Raw genomic sequence first — 26,241 nt, forward strand, 5'->3', positions numbered from 1 at the left:
AGGAAGAGTGTTCGCTCTTTGGCCCCTGCCCTGTGGATGTGCGCCTGCCGCGTCTGTAGCGCCAGTCCGGATTGGTGCGCTACGTGCTTGGATTAAGGATGTACTTTTTGTCTTGAGATTGTTGAGTTTATTATTATTGACTTTGATTTATGAATTATATACTATATAGTTGTGAAGATCGACTTTTGATGAGTTTCTTTCTGAAACGTGGTCGGGGCCCCTCAAGAATGGAGCGCGGCTGAGCAATCTGCAGCGCCTATCGTTCTGGTAGCAAGAAGACGTTGTCGGGAGCTTGCTCAGTCTGACAAACGGCGTTGTTTTGTCTGTACTACGGTGTTGTAGTGTCATGCCTGGCCAGTGTGGGGGCCAGGCTGACGTCACGTTGACGAGAGAAAGGACGCCAGAGATGAAAGCCGTCGTCTACAAAGAACCCTTTAAAGTAGCGGTCGAGCAGGTCCCTGATCCCAAAATTCAGCATCCCAACGACGTCATTGTCCGCATCACCTCGACCTGCATCTGCGGCTCTGACTTACACATGTACGAGGGGCGCACCGCGGCGCCGCCGGGCCTCATCTTCGGTCACGAGAACCTGGGCATCGTCGAAGAAGTCGGCTCGGCGGTCACGACGCTCAAAAAGGGAGATCGCGTAGTGATGCCCTTCAACGTCGCTTGTGGCTTCTGCAAGAACTGCGAGCGCGGTTTTACCGGCTTCTGCCTGACCGTCAATCCTGGCTTTGCCGGCGGTGCCTATGGTTATGTGGCGATGGGGCCCTATCCGGGCGGACAGGCAGAATATTTGCGGGTACCCTATGCGGACTTCAATGCGCTCAAGCTGCCGCCTGGCGACGAGCACGAAGATGACTTTGTCTTGCTGGCGGATATCTTTCCCACGGGCTATCACGGTGCCGAGCTGGCGCAGGTCTCGCCCGGGGAGACCGTGGTGATCTTCGGAGCTGGTCCAGTGGGGGCGATGGCCGCTTATAGCTGCCTGCTGCGGGGCGCCTCCGAGGTCTATGTCGTCGACCGCGTGCCGGAGCGCCTGAAGAAGATCGAGGAGATCGGGGCCATTCCAATCGACTTCAGCAAGGGGGACCCGGTCGAGCAGATCCGTCAGATGCGGGGAGGCGATGGCGTTGACAAGGGCATCGATGCCGTCGGCTATCAGGCCATCCAGCCAGGTCAGGACAAAGAAGCTCCTTCGGCAGTGCTGGAGGCTCTTATTCAGATCGTCAATCCTACCGGGATTCTGGGCATTCCTGGCCTCTATGTGCCAGCCGATCCGGGAGGTGTTGATCCGCACGCCAGAGAGGGACGCCTGCTCATCTCCTTTGGCAAGCTCTTTGAGAAGGGCCTGCGCCTGGCCACAGGACAGTGCAATGTCAAGCGCTACAATCGTTATCTGCGCGATCTGATCATTGCAGGACGAGCCAGGCCCAGCTTCATTGTCTCGCATCATGTGCCCTTAGATAACGCCCCCACAGCCTATGAAAAATTTGATAAGCGCGTCGAGGGCTATACCAAGGTCGTGCTCAAGCCCTAAGCAAGGCAGCAAAGACAGCAAAAAGCCACACACGAGGAGGGTGGTGAGAGCGAAAACAAGGCTCTTGCCTCCCCTCCTCTGTTCTGCTCTCCCTGGTGTCAAGATCAATGTAGAGAACCTGCGGGGCTGAGAGGAGCCAGGGCTGGCCTTAGCTTAGCCGTTATCCGTTTCTGGCAGCACGGGCAGAGGACGCACCCAGCGGATCTGCAGGTGGCTGGCGCAGAGCGGACAGCGCCGCTCGGCAGGCAGGGGCACGGCGATGAGCGCTGTATAGCGCCAGGCGCCGTCGAGATTGCGCTCCCATATCAAACTGCAATCGGGACAAAGATGACGTTCCCAGATCACCATACAATTGTGCTTTCCAGAGAAGCAGGCCGCTTCTCTTGTGTTTTGCCTATTGGTCGCCATCTGGACAAAAGCGGCCCCAGTTGTCTAAGGGCCGCTCTTTGACTTCGCGGCAGCGCTGGCTCAGCGTTGCCGCCTGGCAGATAGCTATGTATGAAAGTATAGCAGACCAGAGCTGAAAAAGAAACCCTGGCTGGCTCAACAGCGATGGGAGGGGGTGGCCCCAGACAGTAACAGACTCCGCTCTGACGACTGGCGCCGATGCCAGGGCATGGCGCAGCTTCCTCTTCCTCTGGAGCTGCCACCGCTGCACGGGCGCTGGACGGCGTGGCCCGGTCAGCGTCGGGTGCCGCCGCGCTGCCAGGCAGGCAAAGCTTTTCCGACGCGGCGGCTCTCGCTCGATGATGATAGAGCGAGCTAGCTAGCTGAGGAAGTCAGCAGGGCCTGCAGCAGCAGCGTGCCATCGGGCGTGCCCAGGCCCGTACAGGCATCCCAACCGGGGCCGGCGCTGTAGCCGCCGTTATTGCCGCTCGTCACGTCGCGCAGCGCCTTTTGCTGCAGCAATTGGGTGTAATGCTGATAGAGGAACGGGTTCAGGTACCCAAGGGACTGGCCGCGCCGCTGATTGAGCAGCGCAATCAGGCCGGCCCATAGCGGAGCCACCGCGCTGGTGCCGCCGACAGAAGTGCTCTGGCCATCGACAAGGATCTGGTAGCCCGTCTGCGGGTCTGCGTTGCCGGCCACATCGGGTACGCCCCGTCCCTGATGCTGGTCGTTAATCGATGGGGGAACATGAGCATTCGCCTGCCAGGCGGGGAGCGGAAACACATCGCTGATACCGCCGCCGGTCGCGCCATCCCCGCTGGCGGTCCCATTCCAGACCACTTCGCTGACAACCTGCCTGTTCTGGGCCTCCAGACGCGTGCCGCCGCAGCCAAGCACATAGGGACTGGAGGCCGGAAAATCCACATGGGCCTTCTGATCGTTTACTCCATCGCTTGAGCCGTTATCGCCGGCAGCTACACAGATCGTGATCCCCAGCGAGGCCGCGGCCTGAAAGGCCTCGTTCATGGTGGTCAGCGCCTGGCGAGTCCAGTCGACCTCGGGGGCACCCCAGCTAATGGAGATCACCGCAGGCGCATTGGTGGTGTCGTGGATGGCCTGGGTAATGGCGTCCAGAAAGCCGCGCTCGGTATTGGGGGCAAAGTAGACGGCGATGCGGGCTGCAGGAGCAATGGCGCCGGCGATCTCGATATCGAGCGCAACCTCGCCATCCGCGCTATTCGGCTCGCCTGTTGGGCTATTCTCTCCGCCGTCGACAGAGACGCTGACGACCGTCGGCGGCTTCAGGCCGAGTTGCTGGAAGTAGGTCGTCAGGTCCTCGCTGTTGTAGCCTCCGCCCAGCTCGATCAGCGCGATACACTGGCCGCTGCCGGTCAGGCCACTCGGAAAGTTATAGAGCTGGGCGACCTGCAGCGGAGTATAGCTGACGGTGGCGGTTTCTACTGGGGCGCTAGCCCCGGCTGCCGAGGCAAAGCGCAGATGGGGTTGGGCCTGGGGACGATCGTCCAGTCCAAAGACGCCTACCACAATCGGCTCAAGCTCTTGGGGGATGTGCAGGGGACCGGAGCGCCCGCGGAACGTCTGCCCCTCGTGCTCGTAATAATGCAGCTCGGTGCCAAAGGCGGAGCAGAGTTGGCTGACTGTGCCGGCCAATACCAGCCGGCGGGCCGCGCGATCGACCGCCAGCACCTCTAGCTGATGAGCGCGGGCGAAGGCTTCCACCCTGGCAATGTCCTCTGAACTGGCGCTATGCTGAGCCAGATACTCCTCTCGGCTCAGGCGCTGGCCCGGCTGACTGATCTGGTGCTCTAACTGACCGGCCAGGGCGCTCCCCGCCGGATCTCTGAGATAGACGCTGACCTCGATGCGCTCGTTGGGATCAGCCGGCCCGATCTGCCGGGCCTGGGCAGGGAGGTGACGCTCACTGCCCGCCAGTCGTGTGAATCCTTTAGGAATCTCGGGCATGGTCTCTTTCCTTCTGTCCTCTCATCGCAACGTCCCCAGAAGGGGGACGTGCTAAACTTCCTGCAAAGAAGACGCTCGTACCCCCTCTTCGTAGATGGTGACTTCCTGCCTCTCAGCCGAAGAAAGCATGGGCTTCCTTCCTCTTACACGGTCTGTAGCCGCAGACGGATCAGAAGATCGTTCAGGTCCGCTTGGGCCTGAGCATCTGGCTTAACAGGCAGAGCGCTGCTCTCCACAGATTGCTCCAGATCGCCCAACAGGCGCCTCCACTCCGCCTCGTAGGGGGCGACAGCGCCCTCCTCTAGCTGGGCCTTGTCGCCGCCGGCCTGTTTGCGCGCGAGCAGGTCCGCCACCGATGAGAGCCTGAACACTGCATTGAGGTGCCTCAGATTCGCCTCCAGCTCTCCAGTGCGCATCAGATGCAGGCCAGTCAAAATGACGCGATAGGTGTGGAGCGCAGACTTGATAGAGAGAGGCTGTTGGTGGCTGACCTGTTTCAGGCGATTGCGAGCGAAGCCCAGATAATGGTAGGCGTAGTAGCGTGTAACGCAGCGCATCGCCAGCGCCTTCAGCTCTTCGTGCTCGGGCGTAGTGTAGATCACCAATGGCGAGTAAATGGCCTCTAGAACGTTGCCATTCTTGCCCAGCAGCAGCGTAAAGCATTTGCGGACATCGTACGTCACTAGATCGACTTCCGTTCCGTCGTCGTTGGAGTGCTGCTCGTGGGTCTCTGCTCCCTCGCGCAGCCCGATTACCTCGCGCAGCGGCAGAATATGGGCGCCGCGCAGATCGTAGTCGGAATCGGGCGACGCGAATCCGTAGAGGTGTGACCCGCTCAGCGTGACAAAGAGCAACGGATGGCGCTGCTGTGCCAAAACGGTCCTGAGTCGTTCACGTTGTTCGTCCAGCATGTTACTCCTCCTATGCAGCATCATCCGTTGCACCTGGAGAAAAGAAAAGGCGCGTCTTCTCGCCTCGATTGGCAGAGCTGTTCCTCTGCTCTCTCTGGCTATTCCATCCCCGCTCTGCTCATACCTTGTGGCAATGGCCCGGGCCGGGCCAGACGGACAGAAAGCATGCGCAACTGCTGCAGTGCTCCTGGCAAAAGGCAGAGCAAGAGCGGGGCAGGCAGCTGTGAGAGTGAATCAACAGAGGAGAGTGCCGCTCGACTGAACAGCGGCCAGAGCTGCCTCGCAAAGGCGAGGCGAAGTGGCAGAGTTCACAAGGAAAGCCGGATGCTGCGCTTGCAGTTCCAAGTACAACGCTAGAGTGGTTTCCTTTCCACTTTTACCCTCATGCTTAAGAATAACACTATAGACAGCCTTTGTCAAGACAGAAGTGTCTCGCAAGAAGATACCTGTATTTAGCGTACTATCGTCGATGTGCTGCTACAATGGTTCCAGTACCTTGGGGGCCTCTCCTGGCTTGTGACATACCGATGGTAGAGAGGGAGCCTTTCCAGAGATGTCCTGGAAAGGCTCCTTTCTTTCCCGTAGAGGGAAGGGCTGCATGAGATGGAGGAGGCCAAGGGGGCGCTCCCAGTTGCATCCTGGGTGCGTGCGGTGCGACCTCGTTGCTGGCGAGCTCAACTCAATACTGCCAGTTCACCGTCACGGCGCCGGTGCCGCTGCAGGGTGCGGTATAGCTGTGGTTGCTGCCGTTCTCCCACTGAACGCTGCCGTCAGCGCGGATGATAATAAACTTAAACTGGACTGTCCAACAGGCTGGCACACTGGCCATCACGAACCAGTTCGGATAGTTCGGATCATTCAGCGGGCCGATGGCAGTGGTTGTTGTGGTACCCCAGTTGCCCAGCTCGTCGAATTGCCCGGTCAGGTAAACGTTATCCCCGTAGTTGGTGGAAGGCGCATTATTGACAGTGAAGGTCACGGCCACCTGCGTTGTACTGGAGACCCGTGTTTCGTAGACGTTGCTGCAGCTAGAGGTACAGACCTGAACACTGTAGAGGCCGCTGGCCACATTCGGCGTCGTGACCGTAATCGAGTGCGGACTCCAGCTATTCACAGTCGCAGTTGTCGTACCGAACTTCACACTGCCAACGGTGCTGCCAAAGCCCTGGCCATCGATAATCACCTGATCGCCAGGCCGGCTCAGGTTAGGCCCCACGCTGCCGATCTCTGGCGTACTGCTCTCGGGAGCGGTATATTGCCAGACCGAAACCTGGTTGGCGCCCAGGGTAAAGGTGCTAACGGCGCCGTTCGTGACTGTGATGCTCGTGCCGCCGTGAAGCAGCGTCCCCAGATAGTCGCTGTAGGAGCCGTTGGGCAAGGCCGTGTAAAGGCCAGAGATGCTGTAGCTGGAAGACCCTTTATTGATGGCCACGAGCACTACATTATTGAAAAACTGGCGCTCATAGATGAACACGTCGCTGTTAATCCAGCGTTGCTGATAAGTGCCGTAGGCCAGAGCCGGGTTGCTCTGACGCAGCGTCGAGAGGGCCTTGATCTCGTTATAGGCCGTTGTCGTCGTACTAAAGCTGCTCATCATGGGACGGTTATAGGGATCGCCGCCGCCGTTCGTATCGTTGTGCAGATACTGCTCGGTACCGTAGTAGATGATGGGAATACCGGGCAGCGTCAGTACCGCGGCCAGGGCCTCATGCAGGCGATCGGAGCTGCTGTTGAGCGTCAAGAAGCGCGGCATATCCTGGTTATCGATGAAGATCGCCTGGTCGTTCAGCCACAGAAAGCCGCTCTTTTCCTGAGTGAGGACGCTGTCCACCTCGCTGGCGCCATTGCCGGAAGCATAGACGTCGCGCAGGGCCGTCGTCAGAGGAAAATTCAGCAGGTTGATGCCGCTGCGGTTGGCGAACTTCAGCGCGTACGGATAGGTTGGGTCGCTGATACTGCTCAGGTACCACTCGCCGACCATATAATGTGCTCCCTGAGCCTCCACGCTATCGCTCAGGGTGCGGAGCCAGCCGCCATCGGGAGCGGGCATATGCTTCACGGCGTCGACGCGCACGCCATCGACACCGTGAGCCAGAAACTGAGCCATCGCTCCCTTGAGGTAGCTATCGACGCTACTGTTCTCCTGAGCCAGGTCGGCCAGATCGGCCAGATTATCATACTCATCCTGGTAGAGGTTGTTGTAGTCTGAGATGCCGCCGTTGTGATGGAACCAGCCGTTTGGATCATTGTTGTAGGCCGCCTCGAAGGTACCATTCTGGTAGAGACTGCCATACTCGCCCGTGTCGTTCGGATTCGAATGGTTGGGAGCGAAATCGATAATGACCTTCATCCCGTAACTGTGAGCGGTTGCTACCAGATTATCAAAATCGCTCCAGGTGCCTAGATGCGGATCGATGCGGTAGAAATCGCGAGCCCAGTAGCCATGATAGCCAGCCTCTGGGGCTGACGAACCTGGTTCGTAGACTGGCAGGTGGACATTCTCCACCGGTGGCGAGATCCAGATGGCTGTAATGCCCATGCCAGCAAGGTAAGGAATCTTCTGCGTCAGACCGGCCAGGTCGCCGCCCCAGTAGAGCTTCCAATTCGTCTTGGTGCTATCATAGAGGCCGGTATCGCCCGACGGATCGTTATTAGCTGCATTGCCATCGAAGAAGCGGTCGAGCACCACCTGATAGATGACTGCCGGCTTGAAGTCGGCGGTGTTCAGCGCGACGTTCGGCGTGCTCTGCGCCTGGACGGCTTCCGGCAGAAGGCGCGGGAGCGGTCCGCCGCTCAACAGTGTCGAGCACAGCAATACCAGTGTCAGCAGGAGCGAGATGAAGAGAACACGTTGACGGCCAGTATCTTCCATCGGAGACCTCCAGAAGGAACCTGCTGGAGCGCCGCAGCGCGCTCCAGCGAGCCTGCGTCAGGAAGCCAGCTGCGAATCAGGGCAGCCTGCTCGGAGGGCCGGGCCTGTGCCGCAGGCGACACTTGTCGCAGCAGCGAGAGAAGCATAGCGATGGTCTTGCCAGGAGCTAGTTAGCAAGACCACCTTGAGCCAGCCCGGACCGGAAGTAGCGCTGAGCGAAAAAGAAGATCAGCATCAGAGGGAGCGACACAATCACCGAAGCGGCGGCAAAAATGCCCCACGGCGTTCGAAAGTCGCTCTGCAGGCTATAGAGGCCCAGAATAAAGGTCAGGTTGCTGCCGTTGGCATTGGCGTTCAGCACCAGATTGGCCAGGGCGAACTCATTCCAGCCCGTCATAAAGGTAAAGAGGGCGGCCACCGCCAGCGCCGGCGTAGCCAGCGGCAGGACGATATGCCAGAAAGCCTGGAGCGGCGTGGCGCCGTCCAGCAAGGCCGCCTGCTCCAGCTCGACCGGCAGGCCGTCGAGGTAGGTTTTGGTGTTCCAGCAGCAGAAGACCACCGCTCCGGCTGAGTAGATGAGCACCAGACCGAGCAGGTTGTTGAGCAGATGCAGCGTATTCAGCAGGAGATAGTAGGCCGTCAGCGCCAGCAAGCCCGGGAAAGCCTGCAGCGCCAGCAGCGCGCGCAGCGTCAGCTCGCGACCTGCGAAACGGAAGCGCGCGAGCGCATAGGCGCCGCTCGTTGAACAGATCAGCCCGCAGAGAGCCGTCAGGCCACAGACCAGCAAGGTATTGCCGATCCAATTGAGCAGCGGCTCCTGGGTAAAGGCCGTCACATAGTTGGCGAGCGTAAAGTGAGCGGGAAACAGGTGCAGATCGGTGGTATAGAGGTTCTGGGCTCCGGCAAACGAAGCCTGGACCACATAATAGAGAGGGAAGAGCGCGAAGACGGCCATCACCGTCAGAAAAACGTAGAGAGCGACCGATCCTAGACGCCTTCCCAGAAGAGAGATCCGGCGTCCTGCGGGCAGGCGTCCCGGCTGCCCTGCCGCTGCGTTCACGGGGGCTGGCTCTCTCCTGATCTCAACGACAGGCAGTTGCTGACTCATGCTCGTGCCTCCCTGATGCTGCTCGCCCGCGGGGACCGTGCTCCCAGGCCAGAACCCAGGTAGGTCAGGGCCGCCAGGATGACAAACAAAGTGATCGCGAAGGCGGCGATAAAGCCGTAGTGCGGATTGGCGACGGTTGCGCCGAGGATACGATTGTACATATAGATCATGACAAATTCCGTAGCCCCCGGCTTGAGGGCGCTGACCACTGGTCCCCCCTGCGTGATCAGGAAGACCGTATTAAACATCTGGAAAGTCGTAATCGCGCTGAGAATGGTAGCGGGCACCAGGGCCGGCGTCACCAGCGGCAGCGTCACATGGCGGAAGTATTGCCAGGGGCCGGCCCCGTCGATCCGGGCCGCCTCGCGCAATTCGCCGGGAATGCCCTGCAGCGCTCCCAGGATGACCACCGTGAAGAAGGGATAGCTCAGCCAGACATTGACAATCACCACTGAGATGAAGGCCAGCGTCGGATTGAGCAGCCAGGGAATCCCGAACTGGGGACCGAAGAGCAGGCGCCCAATCTGGTTGAACGGGCCAAAATCGTACTGAAAGAGGAACTTCCAGATGAGGGCCGTGATACCCGAAGGGGCGGCCCAGGGCAGGAGCAGCACCACGCGCCAGAATGGCAGCCCCTTGACCCGGGGGTTGTTCAGCGCCAGGGCGGTCAGCATCCCAACGACCAGAAAGCAGCTCACGCAAACGACGACGTAGAGCAGCGTCTGCCAGAGCACCGGGAAGAAATCGCTGTCGAAAGAAAAGAGCAGCTGCCGGTAGTTCTCCAGACCGATGAAACGATAGTTATCCGAGGTAAACTCGCTGTAATTAGTGGTCGACAGGTAGAGCGTGTACAGAATCGGCCACAGATTGATCACCGCCATCATGGCCAGCATTGGCAGCAGAAAAGCCACAATGGTGCGCCGTTTGACTCGCAGCATAGGCATCCTCGCCTCCGGTTCATCTCCTCGTCCCATCCGCCCCATCCATCGCTGGAAAGGGAGGAGGAACGAGGAGAGGGAGCATGATCTTCAGCGTCTGAGCGATGGAACGCTCGCATCGTGCCAGGCATCCTGCCTGGTGAGCGCGCCAAAGCCGGGGCTATGAGCTGATCTGCGCGATCCCTTTGGTGGCAGCGGCTTGGGCGTCGCTGAGGGCTTTAGCAGGCGTCTGCGTACCGTTCCAGACTGCCGTCAGTGCATTCTGCACGGGCGTCCACAGTGCGGACATGTAGGGAGTATTGGGCAAAGCCACGCCCAGCTTCACCTGGGCCGCATAGCCGGCCACGGCGGGCAGCTGCTGGATGGCCGGATCATCGGCGGCGGCGCTGTTCGCCGGGATTTCGCCGTCAGCGCGTGACATGGTGATCTGATTAGCCTTGTTGGTATAGAACTTCATCAGATCGGCCACCAGGGCTGGATTTTTGGCAGTTTTGGCCATCCAGAGCGATTTGACCCCCACAAACGGCTTGGCCGGGGTGCCCGTGGCGGTGACAATGGGAAGCGTGGCGAAGCCGATATTGATCTTCCCCCCACTGCTGTAATCGGCATAGGACCAGGGACCGTTGATGATGATGGCGGCCTTGCCCTCGGCAAAGAGCGAGGAAACCACATCGTAGGTCGGCTGCTTCGGGAGATAGGGGCGGAAGGAGGCAATATACTCCATTGCCTGCAGAGCCTGGGATGTGTCGAGGTGGGCTTTGCCGTCGGGTGTCACATACTGAGCCCCGAAGCCGTAGAACCAGGGGGCATTAAAGTAGGCGTCCTCGGTTGGCCAGACGACGCCATACTGACCCGGGTGGGCCTGCTCATAGCGTTTCTCGAAGGCCAGCAGGTCATCGGTAGTCTTGGGAAGCTGGTCCGCCGAGATCAGGCTCTTGTTGTACATGAGCGTGACGGCTTCGACGGCCTCCGGGACGCCGTAGACGTGGCCGTTAAAGACCAGGGCCGAAGCCGCTGCCGGGGTATAGGTCTGGTTGAGATAGTCCTGGCTGATGTACTGATCGAGCGGCACAACGACATGGCCGAGCGCCAGCGATCCCAGATTATCGTCGGTGAAGGCGATGATATCGGGACCATTGCCAGCCTTCACCGCGGTGGCCGCCTTGCTGGCGATGTTATCCTGGTGGACCAGCACGATCTTTACTTTGGGGTGCAGGCGCATATATTCATTGAAAATGGCCTGCTTGGCCTGCAAATAGGTGCCTTGCCAGCCGTGCCAGATAACGATCGTACCACTGAAGTCGATGCTGCTGCTGTTGTTGCTGCCGCTGTTCTCGGCACCACCGCAGGCTGGGAGCAGCAGCGCGAGCATGAGGCTGAACAGGAACATGGCCAGCAATGGCCGGCTGCCAGATGCACGCGAGGCAAAAATCTTCTTCATCATCTCTCATCCTCTCTGACAAGAGGGAAGATAGCTGGGGAGAGGCAGGCGGCTTGCTGTGCACTCTCCCCATTGGACGCAAAACCCAGGGTTGTGTTGTCGTCAGTCTGGTTGTCAAAGAGCGTGCTCTGCTCTTCTTGTGAAGGGTGCACGGCGATCGACGGGGGAAAAGGCGGCTCTCATCCTCCTTCCTGCCATGAGAAAACTGCTCCGCTCAACGGCTCACTAGTGATGGCAACCTGATGTCGAGACCTGCGTATAACTGGTGCCTGACCGCTGGCCAGAAGTGTGGTCGCAGCCGGGGGGAGCGCCACCGCTGGCAGCACGACAGTTTGAGGCTGCTCGCTCAGGTTGAAGAGCACCAGGGCATCGCCTCGCTCCAGATGTGGGCCGCCGGCCTGGGTGCGCACGTAGGCATAGGTTGCCTGGCTCGTATCCAGGTGGACGACGCGACGCGCACCGTAGGTCAGAACCGGCAGGGCGCGCCGCAGGCGGATCAGGGACCGGTAAAAGGCGAGCAGCTCCTGATTCCAGTCTTCTGGGCGCCAGGGCATAGCAGCGCGGGCCTCGGCATCGCCGCCAAAGGTTTTCGTTGAGATGTCAGCACGTTGGGACATGCCGACCTCCGTCCCGTAATAGATGATGGGGGTTGGGGCAAGCGTGAATTGGCAAAGGGCCGCCAGCTTGAGCAGTTCCGGACGATTGCCGGTAATAAAGAGGAAGCGATTCATATCGTGGTTATCGAGAAAGCTCGCGCGGGCGGGGCCGTCCGCCATATAGCTCTCGTAGGAGCTGAGGAAGCGATCGAAGCGACCCAGGTCCCAGGTGTGGACGCCGAACGTCGAGCGTAGGGCTGCTGCCAGCGGGAAATCGAGGACCGCATCCAGTCTGCCATGATAGCGGCGTAGGGCATCGGGTGTATCGGTGACCTCGCCCAGCAAGAACACGTCGGGTCGCAGACCGCGGGTAGCCTGGCGAAACTCACACCAGAAATCCATGCTGTGGCCGATGGCATGATCAAGGCGGAAGCCATCGACACCGTACTCGCTCAACCAGTGCAGGGCGCTGGCGATAATATGGCGTCTGGCTCCCTCGCTCTCTGATCGCAGGGAAGGAAGGCTGGGAACAGCGTCGAGGAAGGTGCCATAGCGATCGGGCCAGCGCTCGAAATAGAACCAGTCATGAGAGGGGGCCTGACGATCCATCTGTGCGGCCACAAAGGCGGGATGATGCCAGGAGACATGAGCCGGCACGAAGTCGAGCAAGACGCGCATGCCACGGGCGTGAGCCTCCGCCATGAGAGCCTGCAGGTCGGCGCTGCTGCCCAGACGGGGATCAACGCGAAAGTAGTCGAGGGCATCGTAGCGATGGTAGCTTTCGGCCAGGTGGAGCGGGGAGAGCCACAGGCAGGTCACCCCCAGCTCTGAGAGATAGGGCAGGGCGGCGCGGACGCCATTCAGCGTGCCCCCGTGCAACGCCTGTGGGTCGCTCTCGGTAGCAACATGGCCATCGGCGGCATCGCTGCGGAAGCGATCGAGAAAAATCTGATAGATGACGGCCTCTGTCGCCCACGAAGGCGGACGACGCTGCTGCTCTTCTTCGACGAGGTAGGCGAAAGTAGTGAAGGCCCGCTCACCCGAGAAGTGGAAGGCAAAGCCTTGGCCGTCCTGGGCCCAGATCTCCGGCTCCGGCTCCTCGGCGGGAGGAGAGCCGGGACGGGCCAGCCAGCCGGCGATGCGGTAGCGCACGCACGTGCCGGCTGGCTGACCGGGGATGCGAGCCAGCCAGTGGGTGATATAGCCAGCGTGCGGGTCCCAGCTCACGCGGGCGCGCTCCATCGGCAGGGCCGTCGACGAGCGATCGGGGCGGCTACCGTCGACGGTGTAGTAGAGCACGGCGCGCTCGATGGGCACTTCCTCGCCGCTGGCCGCCCAGACTTCGACTGGCTCGCCGGGGATAGGAGCCAGGGGCAGAGTGGTATTATCATGGCGAAATTGAGTGCGTTGAGCTGTCCAACGGATGAGGATCTCGCTCAGGGGCAGGTCACCAGGCACCGCCGCCATCTGCTCGGCGTCCGGCTCCGACTGCGCAGGTACTGCATCCGTGGCCGACTCAAAGATGTCTGGCATCGTAGCTGTCCTACCTACCTACTAGCGCAAACTAGACTAGGATGGGGTGCTGCTCGCCTCGGACGAGGCCGCTTCTATCTCGGCGATCTCGGCACTGACAACAGTGCGCAAGCGCTTGAGCATGGCAATAAGCTGCCGCTCCTCTTCGCTGTTCAAGATGCTGAAGCGGCGGCCAATAGCCTCTTCAATGGCGGCCTGGGCCTCGCGGCGCCGGGCGACGCCTGCTGCTGTCAGCGTGACGCGCTGTGAGCGGCGATCGCCAGGGTCGGGGCTACGGGCAATGAGGCCCTCGCTTTCCAGATAATCTACCAAGCGGGTGACCGTGCTCCGTTCGCACAGCAGGCGTTCGCTGAGATCCGTCAGCCGCCAGCCCTCGTCGGTATCGAGCAGGAGCAGAGCATTGTATTGCAGCGTGTTCAGACGAAACTGACGGAGGACCAGGCGGTCGGCGTGGTCAAGCAGCAAGCTCAGCTCTTGAAAGAGACGGTAGTCCTGGTAGTCATCCATGCGCTTGGCGTGCCCCTTTCCGCAGCAGCGCGGCTCGCTGGGTCAGTGGCTTACCTGGCGAGGCCGCGATTTGTTGCGATTGCAATTGTTGCAATAAATATTGTTGCAAAAGCAAGTATATATGAGGGGCAGCCCTTTGTCAAGTCTCATGGGGGCCGGCCTGCCGATTCGCGCTCGCTGGGTCTCGGTGCCAGGGAGGTTGCTCCAGCTCGGCTCTTGGGCTTGCGAGTTACCCAAAGGGATGCTACATTACCCAGAAAGTTACTCAAAGAATGGGCTTGATTCTGGTAGGAGGTCTGGCGAGTGCCTCTGCGTTATCCCGTGCTTATAGAGACGTGGCTCTATCCCGCGGAGGGAGGTGTGCCGATCGCTGTTGAAAGTCCGGACTGGTTTGCCTGGCTACAAGTGCATTCGGCTTTTACCTATCAAGAGGGAGCGCTGCGTTTTGCCGTGCGCTGCGAGCAGCGGGCGGAGGGACGCTACTGGTATACGTACAAGCGGGTGCATGGGTACTTGTTCAAGTGCTATCTGGGGCGCAGTCAAGATCTGACCCTGGGGCGTCTGCGTGAGATTCTGTTTCGTGGCCTCCAGGGATTGGGAGTGGGGGCGCTGGCAGGGCTTATTCATTGGCATCGGAACGATCGCAGCGATAGTTGGGCCGCTGACTGGGGAGGCGATCACAGACGGCACGGTAACAACCAGACCAGCTGCTGGCTGGCGCCGTGGCTCCGCAGCGCTGTACCCATCGCACGATCGGGGATTGATGTCTCACGGCCACTGGCAAGCAGACGCTGATCGAGGGCCGCTTTCACAACGGTTCCTGATCCCATCGTGGAGTCGAGCACGGCGCTGCCAGCGAGAAAGCGCATCAGCTCGCGCGGGGCCACCTCGGAGGCCATACGTGCTGGAAATGGGTGCGCAAGCTCTAATTCTGTCATGATGACAACCCTGCCTGGTCCTTTCCTCGGCCCAGTGCGACGCAAAAGATCCCCGGTCTGGCCACCGCTGTCAGTGCCTTGTCCTGGTGGAGGGGAGCGCTCTTCAATCACCTATTGCTGTAAGTAAGAATAAGTAAGAAAGAGAGGCAGCTTAATTGTATTAAGCCATGTCAGCAGTCACTTGACCGCCTTATCTGCCTTTGCTGCTGGTACTCTTCCATAAACATGACCCCTGATGGATGGAACGTGCCGACCCGACGGTTTTTTTCCGCAGGTCGGCACAAGTGGCCCGGGAAGGCAGGAGAAGTACGGATTGCGAAGGACACGCTCAGAGAGTTCAGCCCGAGCGCGTCAGGGCTATCACACTCGCTGATCCTGGATCAACGTGAGCAGCTCCGGGTCATTGGGGATCAGTCCGACAGCAGCCAGGCGCGGGACCAACTCCGTCCAGCCTGGCTTACTGGCAAAGACCTCCCGAAGCAGAACCAGCGCCTGCGGGAGCTCCCCAGCCTGAAGCAGGATCGCCGTCCCGCGAAACTTGAGATCGACGTTGTCGGGATCAAGAGCGAGGGCTTGCCGGAACAGTCTGATCGCCTCGTCAGGCTGCTGCGCCAGCAGCCGCTCATTGCTCTGCTCGAACAGCAGCCAGGCTTTACGGATCGTCACCAGGCGTCTGAGTTCGTCAACAGGGCGAGGGTGATCCTCGACGCGTACGTCGAAGAGGCGTTCACGCCACGGTTGCTCTGTCCGCTTCCCTGAGACAATGACTATGGCAGCTGCTTGCTGACCGCGAATGTCGCCGCCCGCGGCCTGGGCCGCCTCCAGGGCTGTGAGCAGACGATCGCAGAGGTCGCCTGTGCTCTCCTCATAGGCTCGTTTCATCGCTGGCCAGACGCCATCGTTGACCATCATATTGGCCTGGACCGCGAAGCCGTCGCCGCTCAGGTGGCCGGCGGCGGCAACGCAGCGCTCTCCCGTGTGAACGGCAACGCCACCGTGGGCATCCACCAAAGCAACCTGACGAATCTCGCGTTCCTCATCGCCTTGGAGCAAGCGCTCCAGCGCCTGAGCGGCGCTCAATCCTTGTCGCATAAGGGCCAGTCCTTCGGGACCGTAGTCCGTATTGACAAAAGCTTGCGTAGCAACAGCTCCCACGCCGGCCTCGGCCCAGGGAACCACGCTTCCCACGCCGAAGTAGTACGATTGCACGGCAACACCCATCTGCCCGGAGGCGCGATCGAGGGCCACAATGGAATAGGTGTGAGCCAATGGCTCGCGGCGAAGGAAAGAAGAGCGATCCATCTTTGTTTCTGTCCTTTCCGATCTGTTCAGGCTATGAGGCAGCTCCAGCCGGTGTGACATCGCGCGCTTTGGTGTCAGCGGCTGGCTGCTGGCTCAGTTGCAGCCAGAGCGCGGCGGCCAGGAAGCAGGCTGCTCCCAGCGGGCCATAGGGGATCACGTGCGTTGTCCCAAAGAGCATAGCGGCCAGTGCAAGCAGGGTTGCCACAGGGCGCCCGCGATTGAGTCCCAGCACGGCGAGAGCCACGAGAGCTACGGCTCCCCACCAGAGCAGCGTACCTGAGCTGCCGCTGGCAACGCCCCAGCCGACGAGGGCGAAGCCGACCACTGCTAGCGCCGTGACCGCTAGCCGCCGACCCGGTGGGGTGATGGCTACCGCTGCTGCCAGCAGGCTGATGCCCCAGGCGGCAGAGCCGAGGGTGGCCAGGATATTCGCCGTGCTGCTGGCCCAGTAGGCTTGAATGATGGGTTCGACGACGGCGAGCTGCTCCGGTGGCAGAGTGCGAGCGGACTGAACCAGGGTCCCGGTACCAAGACCCACCATTGCATCAAAGGCGGCATAGAGGGGGATAAATGCCGCGATAGCGCCCTTGCTCACCGTGGCAGCCGGACCGCGCCAGTCTTCTATCAGCAAGTAGGCGGCCAGACCCAGCAGAGGAAAGGCGGCCAGATTGAGAAAGTGCAGCACGAGCCACCAGCCTCCCTGATGCAGCAGAGCGTGATAGACATTGGGATAGGCCGAGACGACGGGATGACCGAGATTGATCGTCCCTACGAGGAGCGGAGCCCCAAAGAGAACGATCAGGCGCAATACCTTTTTCATGAGCAAATCCCTCTTGAGAGATGACATGTGCGATGACATGCTTCTAAACCGCTCTCAAGAGAGCGTAACAGCTGTCCTTTAGACGTACATCGTCAGAAATGACTGACTTTCTCGTCACTCGGGGAGGCTCAGCGACGGTGGTGGAATAGTCAAAATTGACCAAAGCAACATAAGTCTGGCCTGGCTTAATCCAGCAGCCCATGACGAATAGCGAAGACAGCGGCAGCTGCGCGGTTATCAACCCCGGTCTTGTTGAAGATGTTGCGCAGATGATTGGCGACCGTGCGCTCGCTGATCACCAGGATTTCAGCGATCTGGCGATTGCTCTTTCCTTGAGCAACAAGGCGCAGGACCTGGCCCTCGCGGGCACTGAGGCCAGCGGGAAGAGGCTGATGGGCCAATCTGGTTGAGCGATCCGGGCGGCCAGCGGCGCGCTCATGTGGATGGACCCACTCCTGCCACTGTTGCTGCAAGAGCTGCGCCAGGGTAGGGGTACCAGTACTGATGCTGAGTGCCACGGCCTCTTCCAGGCGTAGCCGGGCCTGGGCAATTCCCTGGGGGCCGTCGCGCACAAGCACGAGGAAGGACTGCGTTCCCAGGGTCGCAGCCAGCTCGAAGGAGAGGCTGAGGCGCCTGGCGGCGGCCTCGGCGCGCGCGAGGTGGGTCTCGGCGGCAGCGGTCTCCCCCGTCAGGAGGGCCAGCTCCCCAAGGAGACGATCGACCAGAAAGGAATGGAACTGACCGCGAAAAGGAAGCAGACGGGGGTAGAGGCGTGTGGCCCAGGTCTGGTCGGCAAGCACCGCGCTGGTGGCGGCCATGAAGCAGAGGGCGTGCGCCAGGGGCATGGACTCCGCTGGCAGAGGGGCCACGAGCGTCTCCAGCTCGGCGAGGCAAGTACGGGCCTCCTGCTGTTTGCCCTGAATGGCCTGGACGAAGCCGAGGCCGCCAAGCCACCAGGCCAGCGACTGGGAAGCGTGCTGGCGATACCAGACGAGAGCTGTCTTGATAAGATCTTCGGCCTCGCTCAGATGCCCGCGCGGGGCCAGGAGCAGACCGCGCGTCCACTGCAGCAGCGCCGCTGGCTCGGGGCTGGCGAGCTCCTCAACCACTGACTGACTTCTGTCCAGCGCCTCATCGGCCTCGGCCCACTGGCTGCGCAGGGCGTAGCTAGAAGCCAGGTGCGTATAGAGGTGCCGCAGCTGATAAGGATCATGGCAACGGCGAGCGTACTCAAGCCAGAGGGGAAACAGCTGGGCGCGCCGATCAAGTGCGCCATGCCAGCCATAGGCCATCGTCAGGCAAGCACAGCATTCCGAGACCTCCAGCGCCTCACCCAGGGAGATGGCCAGCGAGAGGGCCTGCTCCAGTAGCGGCAGGCCGCTCTCTATCTGATTGGTGCGTACCAGCAGATTGCCCAGGGCGCGGCAAGCTGCCGCTTCTAGTCGTCGCTCGCCGAGCTGGCGGGCCAGATCGAGGGCACGCTCAAGACAGGTGAGCGCCGCCTCTTGCTGGTGCAAGCTGAGGATCAGCAGTGAACCCAGCTCGACCAGGGCCTCGACGGTCTCGGCGGTGGTCTGGGCCGAAAGCTCCGCGACAGCCTGCTCCAAGGCCAGCCGGGCCGGGCCGATGCGTTCCTGGCGCCAGTAGGCGCGGCCCAGCCCCAGCGCAGCACAGCCGATCAGGTGTTGCTCGCCGTGACGGCGTCCCCATTCCTGGGCGCATTGGAAGGCGTCGATGGCCTCCTGCCAGGCGGAGGCCAGCAGAGCTGCTGCACCCAGTTCGAGGAGCCAGGGACCACGGCGCGGGTCGTCCGCACTGAGGAGCTGCAGGGCCGTCTGCTGATGAGCCATCGCTTCTGCAGGGGCATAGGTCTGTAGAGCCTGCTGGGCGGCGCGCTGGGAATAGGTGGCGCCACGCTCGACCTCGCCACTGCGAGCGAAATGGAAAGCCAGCTCTGCCAGTTGCTGAGCGCTGGTGGAAGCATGCGCGCGCGCAAGGCGGAGCTCCAGCTCCTGCCCGATGCGTGTGTGCAGGCGCAGGCGGCGCACGGCTCTCACCTCCTGATAGAGGCACTGGCGAATCGTATCGTGGCTGAAAGCAAAGGGGGTGGGAGCGGTGGTAGCGGTCGGAGGCAGCTGGTGAATCAAGCGAGCCTGTACAGCCTCGTGCAAGCATTCCTCCGCGCTCTCTTCGTCCTGGCCTGTCACTCTGGCCAACAGGGCCAGGTCAAAGGTGCGGCCAATGATCGACGCGCAGCGCAGCAGCTCGGCGGTTGCTGGAGCCAGGCGGGCCAGCCGCTGGCGAACGGCGTTCAAAATACTGGGCGGCAGCAAAGGAGGATGAGGGGCCACCAGATAGAAGGCGCCGCCGTCCTGTTGCTGGGCAAGAGCGCCACTTTCAAGCCAGCCACGGAGCAGCTCCTCGGCCAGAAATGGATTGCCCTCGCTCTGAGCGGCCAGCAGCCTGCTGACGGCAGGGTCAACAGCGGCGCCGAGGTAGCCCGAGGCCAGCGCGGCCACCGCTGTGGCAGTCAGCGGGGCCAGGGTGATAGGAGTCAGCAGCCGCAGACGCGCTAGCTCGGTCAGAGCGCGCTCGAAAGCGGCGCGCTGCATCAGCTCGCCGTCGCGGTAGGCCCCCACGATCAGCAGGCGTGTGTTGGTCTGATGCTGGGCCACGTGGCAGAGCAGATCAAGACTGGCGCGATCGGACCAGTGGAGGTCGTCCAGGATCAGCAGTAAAGGCCGGGGAGTGGCGATCGCGCTCAGAAAGACGCCGACTGCTTCGAAGAGGCGGAGGCGGGCCTGCTCGGGAGGCAAGGGGTAGCTGCTGACGGACTCTCCCAGGCGTAGGGACAGCTCGGGGAGGATGGTAGCCAGAACGGAGACCATAGTGCCAGCCTGGGCGCGTAGCTCGTCGGTGGAAGCGCTGCGGATGTGTTGACCGAGAGCCTCCAGGAACGGCAGGTAGGGAGGCATCCCCTCGGCATCGGAAGCCCCTCCCTCCAGCACCGTGGTCCCCTGCTGGCGGGCACAGCGAGCAATCTCACGTAAGAGCCGCGTCTTGCCAAGACCTGGTTCGCCTGCCAGGAGCGCCACCTGCAGGCTACCAGCGCGGCTCTTCGCCTCAAGGCTTCTCAGCCGGGCGAGTTCACGATCACGTCCGACCAGCGCTGTCTCGTCATGAGAAAGACCGTATTGCTGCATGTTCCTGCTCTCTGCTTGTTACCAGCGGCATGACTCTGCTGTCTGGAACATGCCGTGTCTGACCTGTTCGCCAGCCAACAGCGTACTCGAAGTGGGAGCGAAAAGCAAGCCCGACGCACCTTGATGGCAGAGCCGAGACACGTACCTCCAACTGATCGGACAGACGGCCAGATAGTGGGGAGTGCTCAAGCTGATATCCTGTCTATTGTCGTGAATAGTATCAAAAAATTATTTTAGTATATCATAACAATTATCTAGATAAAAATCTGTAATAGTTTGTGGTATTCGTGACTGCTGGCTCAAACAGCAATTGTCGTAGTTAATCTGAATAAAGGCCAGTAAAAGGTGACCCACGATGCCCACGGGAAACGCCAGCCGTCGAGGGTGGAAGCGCGAAGCATAACCTGCTGACCTGGCTCCGGCCGTGCAGCTGGATAGCGACCGGTTCGTCGACAAGGCTCTCCTGAGGTTCAACTACCAGGCGAATAGAGGAAAGCACATCTTCCGTAGCCATAGTGAAGCCCTCCTTCCTCTTGGCTCTGAGCACTGGTGCTAGCGCCGACCGACGATGCAGACCACCTCAACCGGAATGAAGACTTTGCCAGAAGGGGTTTGAAAGCGCCTGGCGGTCTGCTTTCTGACCTGGTCCCAAACTGCTTCCTGGCGCTCGTGGGGCAGTCGCGCGGTGATGGCTCGCGTTGCAATGTTGGTTTCCTGGGTGTTAGAGTACAAAGTCGTCAACAGAGGCGAACTCAAAGGCGACGCTGAGCTTCTCGCTGGATACTTCGGAGAAACCGGCCTGGGTGAACTTCTCTTCGAGGGTCTGGCTATCGCTCAGGTTAAAGGGACCAGGAATACCACGCTCAAGCAGTGAGATATGCGCGCTCTTGGCGCCAATTTCATCAGGCAGCCCCTCAATAGGCGACTCTTCAGGGCTACACCAGGTGGCAGCAACAGAGCAGCCCCCTATGTTGAGATGACGTCTGACGCTCTCAAGGGCAGCTAGAGGATTAGGAAAGTAGGTCAACCCTGAACGGCACAAGGCGACGTCAAAGCTATCCTGGGGAAGGCTGATATCCTCAGATCCATCTCATAGAAGCTCACATGCTTAAAGCCATAAGCTGCCGCGCGGTCACTCGCAATCTCCAGGAGCTCGGAAGCAAGGTCGATGCCGATGACTCGTCCGCTGGGACCAACGCGCTGCGCCGCTGTCAGGGCCGGCTCGCCATAGCCAGTGGCTACATCCAGCACCTTGTGACCAGTCTGGACCTCCGCACGCACGATCATGTGATCGCTGATGACCTGGACCCCTCGCTCTACCATGCTCCACCAGTGGCGCAGACCCGGAGCGACAGCTCCCCATTCGCGACGCTGCTCGGCTTTTATACTTGACTGGGGTAATTGTAGCAGCCACCATGCTGTATACCTCTTTTCTTCTCATAGAGCTGACCTGCTGGTGATCCATCCTGCTCTACCAGGGAACTCTACAGGAAGGGTCTCACGGGAGTCACATTCCTGCTGAAATTCCTCAAAAAAATCACTACGGGTGAAGAGGGATCCCACAATTGAAGATCATCCATCGGAATCTCATATCTCCTGATCACATGGGCAAATAGGGATTGACATTTCTAAAAATATGTCTCATCCTCTTTCTTAGAAGAATCTGAGCCTGTCAGGAGATAGTAGTAAGAGCTGCACTCCTGCTGAGCAGCTCCCTTGTCGCGGGCAAGTTGCTGACTCCTCCACCCAGGCTGAAGCCTGCTCGGAAAGAGTTCTTGATGCTTCCGGCCAGCTGGTCAGGTTCGCGCGGCGAAAACGACCAGGGATGGTCAACAGCGATAGGAGCTTACCAGCATCAATCAGAAGACCTGCTTCGTTTCAGGACAAAGGAGGACCTTTTTATGTCTATAATGATCGTTTTTGATTTAATTCAGCTTCTGCAGTGAAAACTGCAGAAGCCGATCAGAATGTGCTCTCTAGAACGAGCCTGGATAGACATCGGTCTGGAGCTTTCAAGCATGGACCGACTACATTTCGATTGGCGAGCTTGATGGGTACTTCATGCTTGCTCGTCTCTTGGACATGCCTGACCTGCGGCAGGCATCTAACGAGTTCTGGCTCCATAAAATGGTGAAAATCATCTTCAAGCGTGAGGTAGCGAGTCACCATATGCGCCCTTTCGGAACTCATGGACTGCGCATCTACTTCTATTATGGAATTGCGTCGATTGTTTTGACGGCTCTATTCATAGGTATGAGCCTCTTGGGCTGGTTCAGAACGATACGAGGTATTGTGGGGGACACCATCACCTGGATGATCGTTGGGGCCCTGGCCCTCTATGTCCTCTATCAGCTGGTGAGCTTCTCCTATCGCTTGCTGGCTCTGCGCCTGGCTCCTGCCGTCGAGGCCCCGGTACATCCGCCACTCAAGCACTTTAGTAACGCACCGCATGATGGGTAGATCAGCATCATGCCAGCGGAAGGGCAGGCCTGAGTGGCCGGCTCCGCCTCAGCATGAGCTGTTGAGCGCATGTATCTGAATTCCAAAGGAATGGAGGAACAAAGATGCCTGAGAAGCGAGAACAGGATCTACGGGTCGATGCTCTTGAGCTGGAAAGAGATGGTGATCAGAGGGCGACCCGGGGCATTGTCATGGATGTTCAGCAGGTTACCAAAGAGATGAAGCTAGAACATGGTAGCTTGCCCATTCTCAAAGGGATTAGCTTTCAGATCCTGGCTGGCGAATTCGTGGCCATTGTCGGCCCATCGGGAGCGGGCAAGAGCACGCTTTTAGGAATCATTGCCGGTCTGGACACACCCACCACGGGTCATGTCATCATTGATGGCGTCGATATTGCGCACATGAGTGAGCGCGCTCTTGCCGACATTCGTAATCGCTGCATTGGGATGGTTTTCCAGACCTTCAATCTGATCCCGACGCTGACCGCGCAGGAGAACGTCGAGGTCCCCCTCTATGTTGGCAAGCATGCTGGCTCAGCCTCACAGCGTGCCCGGGAACTATTAGATCTCGTGGGGCTGGGGCACCGTGCCCACCATCGCCCCAGCCAGCTTTCTGGCGGAGAGCAGCAGCGTGTAGCGATTGCTCGGGCATTGGCGACTGATCCTGCTATCATCGTGGCTGATGAGCCGACAGGCAATCTGGATTCGCGCAACAGCGATCATGTGCTTGCTCTGATTGCCGAGCTTCGTCGCAAGACGGGCAAGACCTTTATCATCGCGACGCATTCGCAAGATGTGGCTGTACGGGCTGATCGTGTGATCCGCCTTGTCGATGGTCAGATAGCGGCGCTGGACACCAGCGGTGGGAGGATTACCCAATGAAGGCCAGCATGTATGTGAAATACGCGACACGCTCTCTGGTGCGCGGTGGACAGCGCACGCTGCTGGCCCTCTGTTGCATTGCCGTTGGGGTGATGACCATTGTCTCTTTGCAACTGGTGGGCTTTATGCTCAACAATGCCTTCACAGGCAATGTGCGCGACTCCAACGGCGGAGATATCGCGGTCACCTCGCAGAGCCGGCCATTCACTCAGCAGGACCTGACCTTTTTCGCTCAGCTGCAAAGGGCTGGAACGATCACCGGCTACACGCCGCGCAGCTCGTTTCTGGGTTCGGCCAGTCTGGCGGTCTCTTCCACCGAGTACTTTACGGTTGAGGTCGTTGACCCGGCGACTTTCCCCCTGGTGCGGGGGCCTGACTTTATCAGTCCTGCCAATGGCCAGCTCAGAGCGCTCCTCGGTGGGGGGCAGGTGGTGATCGATCAGGCATTGGCCGATCAGTAGCACAAGCGGGTTGGCGACAGCATCGAAGTGCATCTGAATGCCCAGAGTCTGGGTGGAGCCGATCTCCATGTGACCGTCGCCGGCATTGTCACCAATTCTGGCGTCTTCGCCTCGATCAACGATTTTCTGGTATTGGCGGTCAGCGACTATCAGCAGGCGATGGGGAATCGGTCGGTCTTCTACGATACTATCGATGTCACCGCTGCTGATAAAGCCCACGTTGACGAGGCGGTCAAGGCGATCAGCCAGCAGTTCCCGCTCTCTAGTGTGACGACTGTTGATCAGGCCTTCAAGGCCAACCAGGATCAGGTTGCTGTGGAGCAGAAGTTTCTCGCGCTGGTGGGCCTGCTGGCGCTGCTGATTGGCGGTATTGGCATTGTACACACCATGCAGGTGCTGCTGGCCCGTCGCCGTTTGGAGATTGCAACCCTGAAGACGGTTGGCTATCATCAAGGCCATCTGCTCCTCCTCTTTGGGCTGGAAGCCGGGTTGTTGGGGCTAGCCGGAGGGACCGTCGGGGCCTTGCTGGCCATTGGCCTGAGTGCACTGGTGCGTGGCCTGGTGCAGCAGCTTTCACCGATGCAGATCCCCTTTGTGATTGATCCGCTCCTGGTCCTCGGTGGGCTGCTGGTGGGTGTGCTCACAGCCCTGATCTTCGGACTGCTGCCTATCGTGAAGGCGGCTCATATTCGCCCGCTCAGCGTTCTGCGCGATGAACCGGACAGCCACCATGTCAGGAGCGCTCTACTGACCTGTGGTCTGATCCTCGTGCTCTCGCTTCTCTTCTGGGTGATGGCTGGGGTGATCCTTAAGGATTCGCTGCTCGCTGGGGGAGTTGTCTACGGCGGGCTGGTCGTTCTCGGGTTGCTCGTCCTCCTCTTTGGCTTTGTGCTGCTTGCTGTCAGCAAGCTACCGGTGCCCGAGCGTTTCAATCTCAAGCAGGGGGTACTCGTGGTACTGGCTCTGCTCATTGCTGTGTTACTCGTGCGAGTCTTGCCGGCCTTTGGGGGGCTGGTGCTGCTACTGGCGCTGCTAGGGGCAATCGTTGCTTTCCTCCCCGTGCGGCTCAAGGTCAGTCTCAGAATGGCGCTCTCTCATCTCAATCGGCAACGGGCGCGCACCAGTACCACCTTGCTGGCGCTCTTCATTGGCGTGGTCGCCATCGGCCTGATCCTGGTGCTACGCGAGAACCTGACCGATCTGATCAATCGCACGGTCGCGAACAATATGACTTTTAATGCCATTGCTATTGCGCAGGGGAGCGAGGCCGATAGGTTGGCGAGCGGTCTCTCCAGCATCCCTGGTCTACAGCGGAGCGCGCGCCACCTGGACACCAGGATGATCCCGCTTAGCATCGATGGGGTCCCCTTGCAGCAGCTTATTCCAGCGAATGCCTCCTTCGGGTATCAGAATCTGGGAGCCTCTGCTATTAACTACCTGAATGGTCTGGAGGGCTATGATGTGGCGCAGAATCAGCTCCCTGATACGAGCCAGATTCTGAGCATTGTGCAGGGGCGTAACCTGAATAGCAGCGATGTCGGTTCCTGCCATGTGCTGCTCAATGATCACTTGCTGGCATGGCTGCCGCTCAAGGGCCATGTACACCTTGGCAGTACCCTGATACTGAGCAGCCTGGACGGGAAGGTGAGCCGTAGCTGTACCGTGGTGGGAACCTATCTCACGCGCGGGCTGGAGGTCGTGTTTAATCCCGTACTGACGACGAGCGATGTCGTTCAGGCGCTGGCAGTTGGAGGGGTGCCAACCTCTATCTACTATCTACGCATTGATCCTGCGCATCTGGGGCAGGCCTTTGCTGCCATCGGTCAGGAGGCGCCGGATGTCGCTGTGTTCAATCTGGCGAACACGGGCGACTATCTCAATCGCTATCTGGGTCAGGCGCTCTCGGTGGTGCTGGCGGTGGCCCTCCTCTCGCTGCTTGCGGCCACGGTGATTATTGCCAATGCGGTAGCGCTGGCCATGCTGGAGCGGCGGCGCGAAATGGGAATCTTGAAGGCCCTTGGCTATACCAGTGAGGCGGTGCTGAGCGAGGTCTTGCTAGAAAATGGCCTGATTGGGGCCACAGGGGCAACGCTGGCCATGCTGCTGGTGACCCTGCTGACCAGTTTACTCGGGCAGTATGTCTTTAAAGCGAGCTTTGGCGTAAGCTGGTACCTGGCGCTTGGGGTCATCGCGAGCATCTGCTTGTTGGCAATGGCTGTTGCTGCACTGGTCGCATGGCAGCCGGTGCGCATCCGCCCTCTGATGGTCTTGCGCTATGAATAAGGCAACGTGGTGGGATGGATGTGCTGCTGTCGAGCGATCTGGCAGGTGGCAAGGTCGCCGGTTGCCTGGCTTCT

Annotated in this window: 18 protein-coding genes and 1 pseudogene; 6 read left to right on the plus strand and 13 right to left on the minus strand. The window is 60.0% G+C overall.

All coding sequences use genetic code 11. The features are described 5' to 3' along the window. Nucleotides 1-406 precede the first annotated feature (406 nt). Complete coding sequence (locus tag A4R35_RS02070; protein WP_112426065.1) at nucleotides 407-1,540, plus strand: glutathione-independent formaldehyde dehydrogenase; 1,134 nt, start codon at nucleotides 407-409, stop codon at nucleotides 1,538-1,540. Between the two features lie 153 nt (nucleotides 1,541-1,693). Here the strand turns inward: A4R35_RS02070 and A4R35_RS02075 are convergent, their stop codons facing one another. The 9 genes from A4R35_RS02075 to A4R35_RS02115 all read right to left on the minus strand — a co-directional run bounded on the left by A4R35_RS02075 (nucleotide 1,694) and on the right by A4R35_RS02115 (nucleotide 13,819). Then, nucleotides 1,694-1,888 (minus strand): hypothetical protein, encoded by a 195-nt coding sequence (locus A4R35_RS02075; RefSeq protein ID WP_052889323.1) that lies wholly within the window; start codon nucleotides 1,886-1,888, stop codon nucleotides 1,694-1,696. A gap of 414 nt (nucleotides 1,889-2,302) precedes the next feature. After that, complete coding sequence (locus A4R35_RS02080; protein ID WP_112426067.1) at nucleotides 2,303-3,913, minus strand: S53 family peptidase; 1,611 nt, start codon at nucleotides 3,911-3,913, stop codon at nucleotides 2,303-2,305. 143 nt (nucleotides 3,914-4,056) lie between these two features. Beyond that, nucleotides 4,057-4,824, minus strand: coding sequence for a nucleotidyltransferase domain-containing protein (locus tag A4R35_RS02085; RefSeq protein ID WP_112426069.1), 768 nt, complete (start codon nucleotides 4,822-4,824; stop codon nucleotides 4,057-4,059). A gap of 679 nt (nucleotides 4,825-5,503) precedes the next feature. Further along, nucleotides 5,504-7,696 carry an alpha-amylase family glycosyl hydrolase gene (locus tag A4R35_RS02090; protein WP_112426071.1) on the minus strand — a complete coding sequence of 731 codons (2,193 nt, stop codon included), beginning with the start codon at nucleotides 7,694-7,696 and terminating at the stop codon, nucleotides 5,504-5,506. Between the two features lie 166 nt (nucleotides 7,697-7,862). Beyond that, on the minus strand, nucleotides 7,863-8,804 hold the full coding sequence (locus A4R35_RS02095) for a sugar ABC transporter permease (protein ID WP_112426073.1): 942 nt from the start codon (nucleotides 8,802-8,804) through the stop codon (nucleotides 7,863-7,865). Continuing rightward, a complete protein-coding gene (locus tag A4R35_RS02100) occupies nucleotides 8,801-9,742 on the minus strand; it encodes a carbohydrate ABC transporter permease (RefSeq protein WP_189361236.1) in 942 nt (313 codons plus the stop codon). The genes A4R35_RS02095 and A4R35_RS02100 overlap by 4 nt, the downstream gene beginning before the upstream one ends. Nucleotides 9,743-9,902: 160 nt before the next feature. Then, nucleotides 9,903-11,186: a sugar ABC transporter substrate-binding protein gene (locus A4R35_RS02105; RefSeq protein WP_112426077.1), complete on the minus strand. Its 1,284-nt coding sequence runs from the start codon at nucleotides 11,184-11,186 to the stop codon at nucleotides 9,903-9,905. Nucleotides 11,187-11,362: 176 nt separating this feature from the next. Beyond that, a complete protein-coding gene (locus tag A4R35_RS02110; protein WP_112426079.1) occupies nucleotides 11,363-13,312 on the minus strand; it encodes an alpha-amylase family glycosyl hydrolase in 1,950 nt (649 codons plus the stop codon). Nucleotides 13,313-13,348: 36 nt separating this feature from the next. After that, entirely contained in the window at nucleotides 13,349-13,819 is a 471-nt protein-coding gene (locus A4R35_RS02115) for a MarR family winged helix-turn-helix transcriptional regulator (RefSeq protein ID WP_112426081.1), read from the minus strand. 303 nt (nucleotides 13,820-14,122) lie between these two features. Between A4R35_RS02115 and A4R35_RS02120 the strand changes: the two genes are divergently transcribed. Further along, a complete protein-coding gene (locus tag A4R35_RS02120; protein WP_112426083.1) occupies nucleotides 14,123-14,614 on the plus strand; it encodes a hypothetical protein in 492 nt (163 codons plus the stop codon). Nucleotides 14,615-15,117: 503 nt separating this feature from the next. Here the strand turns inward: A4R35_RS02120 and A4R35_RS02125 are convergent. From A4R35_RS02125 to A4R35_RS25220, 4 genes and pseudogenes are all read right to left on the minus strand, one after another. Further along, nucleotides 15,118-16,059 (minus strand): DUF1028 domain-containing protein, encoded by a 942-nt coding sequence (locus A4R35_RS02125; RefSeq protein WP_189361238.1) that lies wholly within the window; start codon nucleotides 16,057-16,059, stop codon nucleotides 15,118-15,120. A 31-nt stretch (nucleotides 16,060-16,090) separates the two neighbouring features. Then, entirely contained in the window at nucleotides 16,091-16,879 is a 789-nt protein-coding gene (locus A4R35_RS02130) for a hypothetical protein (protein ID WP_112426087.1), read from the minus strand. Nucleotides 16,880-17,064: 185 nt separating this feature from the next. Continuing rightward, complete coding sequence (locus A4R35_RS02135) at nucleotides 17,065-20,082, minus strand: helix-turn-helix transcriptional regulator (protein ID WP_112426089.1); 3,018 nt, start codon at nucleotides 20,080-20,082, stop codon at nucleotides 17,065-17,067. A gap of 721 nt (nucleotides 20,083-20,803) precedes the next feature. Further along, nucleotides 20,804-21,405, minus strand: a pseudogene (locus A4R35_RS25220) (class I SAM-dependent methyltransferase). A gap of 846 nt (nucleotides 21,406-22,251) precedes the next feature. Between A4R35_RS25220 and A4R35_RS02150 the strand changes: the two are divergent. The 4 genes from A4R35_RS02150 (at nucleotide 22,252) to A4R35_RS02165 (ending at nucleotide 26,167) form a co-directional block, all read left to right on the plus strand. Continuing rightward, the gene (locus A4R35_RS02150) at nucleotides 22,252-22,542 is read left to right on the plus strand and encodes a hypothetical protein (protein WP_146747087.1); all 291 of its coding nucleotides are present in this window, start codon (nucleotides 22,252-22,254) and stop codon (nucleotides 22,540-22,542) included. A gap of 104 nt (nucleotides 22,543-22,646) precedes the next feature. After that, nucleotides 22,647-23,423 (plus strand): ABC transporter ATP-binding protein, encoded by a 777-nt coding sequence (locus A4R35_RS02155; protein WP_112426097.1) that lies wholly within the window; start codon nucleotides 22,647-22,649, stop codon nucleotides 23,421-23,423. Next, entirely contained in the window at nucleotides 23,420-23,884 is a 465-nt protein-coding gene (locus A4R35_RS02160; RefSeq protein WP_112426099.1) for an ABC transporter permease, read from the plus strand. The genes A4R35_RS02155 and A4R35_RS02160 overlap by 4 nt, the downstream gene beginning before the upstream one ends. A 27-nt stretch (nucleotides 23,885-23,911) precedes the next feature. Then, on the plus strand, nucleotides 23,912-26,167 hold the full coding sequence (locus A4R35_RS02165; RefSeq protein ID WP_112426101.1) for an FtsX-like permease family protein: 2,256 nt from the start codon (nucleotides 23,912-23,914) through the stop codon (nucleotides 26,165-26,167). Nucleotides 26,168-26,241 lie beyond the last annotated feature (74 nt).

This window comes from Thermogemmatispora tikiterensis, assembly GCF_003268475.1.
Classification (GTDB): domain Bacteria; phylum Chloroflexota; class Ktedonobacteria; order Ktedonobacterales; family Ktedonobacteraceae; genus Thermogemmatispora; species Thermogemmatispora tikiterensis.

Excerpts from the sequence above, each read along its gene's own strand:
- A4R35_RS02155 (WP_112426097.1), top strand. The coding sequence starts at position 22,647 with ATGCCTGAGAAGCGAGAACAGGATCTACGGGTCGATGCTCTTGAGCTG.
- A4R35_RS02090 (WP_112426071.1), bottom strand. The coding sequence starts at position 7,696 with ATGGAAGATACTGGCCGTCAACGTGTTCTCTTCATCTCGCTCCTGCTG.
- A4R35_RS02105 (WP_112426077.1), bottom strand. The coding sequence starts at position 11,186 with ATGATGAAGAAGATTTTTGCCTCGCGTGCATCTGGCAGCCGGCCATTG.
- A4R35_RS02135 (WP_112426089.1), bottom strand. The coding sequence starts at position 20,082 with ATGCAGCAATACGGTCTTTCTCATGACGAGACAGCGCTGGTCGGACGT.
- A4R35_RS02115 (WP_112426081.1), bottom strand. The coding sequence starts at position 13,819 with ATGGATGACTACCAGGACTACCGTCTCTTTCAAGAGCTGAGCTTGCTG.
- A4R35_RS02100 (WP_189361236.1), bottom strand. The coding sequence starts at position 9,742 with ATGCTGCGAGTCAAACGGCGCACCATTGTGGCTTTTCTGCTGCCAATG.
- A4R35_RS02125 (WP_189361238.1), bottom strand. The coding sequence starts at position 16,059 with ATGGATCGCTCTTCTTTCCTTCGCCGCGAGCCATTGGCTCACACCTAT.
- A4R35_RS02080 (WP_112426067.1), bottom strand. The coding sequence starts at position 3,913 with ATGCCCGAGATTCCTAAAGGATTCACACGACTGGCGGGCAGTGAGCGT.
- A4R35_RS02075 (WP_052889323.1), bottom strand. The coding sequence starts at position 1,888 with ATGGTGATCTGGGAACGTCATCTTTGTCCCGATTGCAGTTTGATATGG.
- A4R35_RS02085 (WP_112426069.1), bottom strand. The coding sequence starts at position 4,824 with ATGCTGGACGAACAACGTGAACGACTCAGGACCGTTTTGGCACAGCAG.
- A4R35_RS02110 (WP_112426079.1), bottom strand. The coding sequence starts at position 13,312 with ATGCCAGACATCTTTGAGTCGGCCACGGATGCAGTACCTGCGCAGTCG.
- A4R35_RS02095 (WP_112426073.1), bottom strand. The coding sequence starts at position 8,804 with ATGAGTCAGCAACTGCCTGTCGTTGAGATCAGGAGAGAGCCAGCCCCC.
- A4R35_RS02160 (WP_112426099.1), top strand. The coding sequence starts at position 23,420 with ATGAAGGCCAGCATGTATGTGAAATACGCGACACGCTCTCTGGTGCGC.
- A4R35_RS02070 (WP_112426065.1), top strand. The coding sequence starts at position 407 with ATGAAAGCCGTCGTCTACAAAGAACCCTTTAAAGTAGCGGTCGAGCAG.
- A4R35_RS02130 (WP_112426087.1), bottom strand. The coding sequence starts at position 16,879 with ATGAAAAAGGTATTGCGCCTGATCGTTCTCTTTGGGGCTCCGCTCCTC.
- A4R35_RS02150 (WP_146747087.1), top strand. The coding sequence starts at position 22,252 with ATGCGCCCTTTCGGAACTCATGGACTGCGCATCTACTTCTATTATGGA.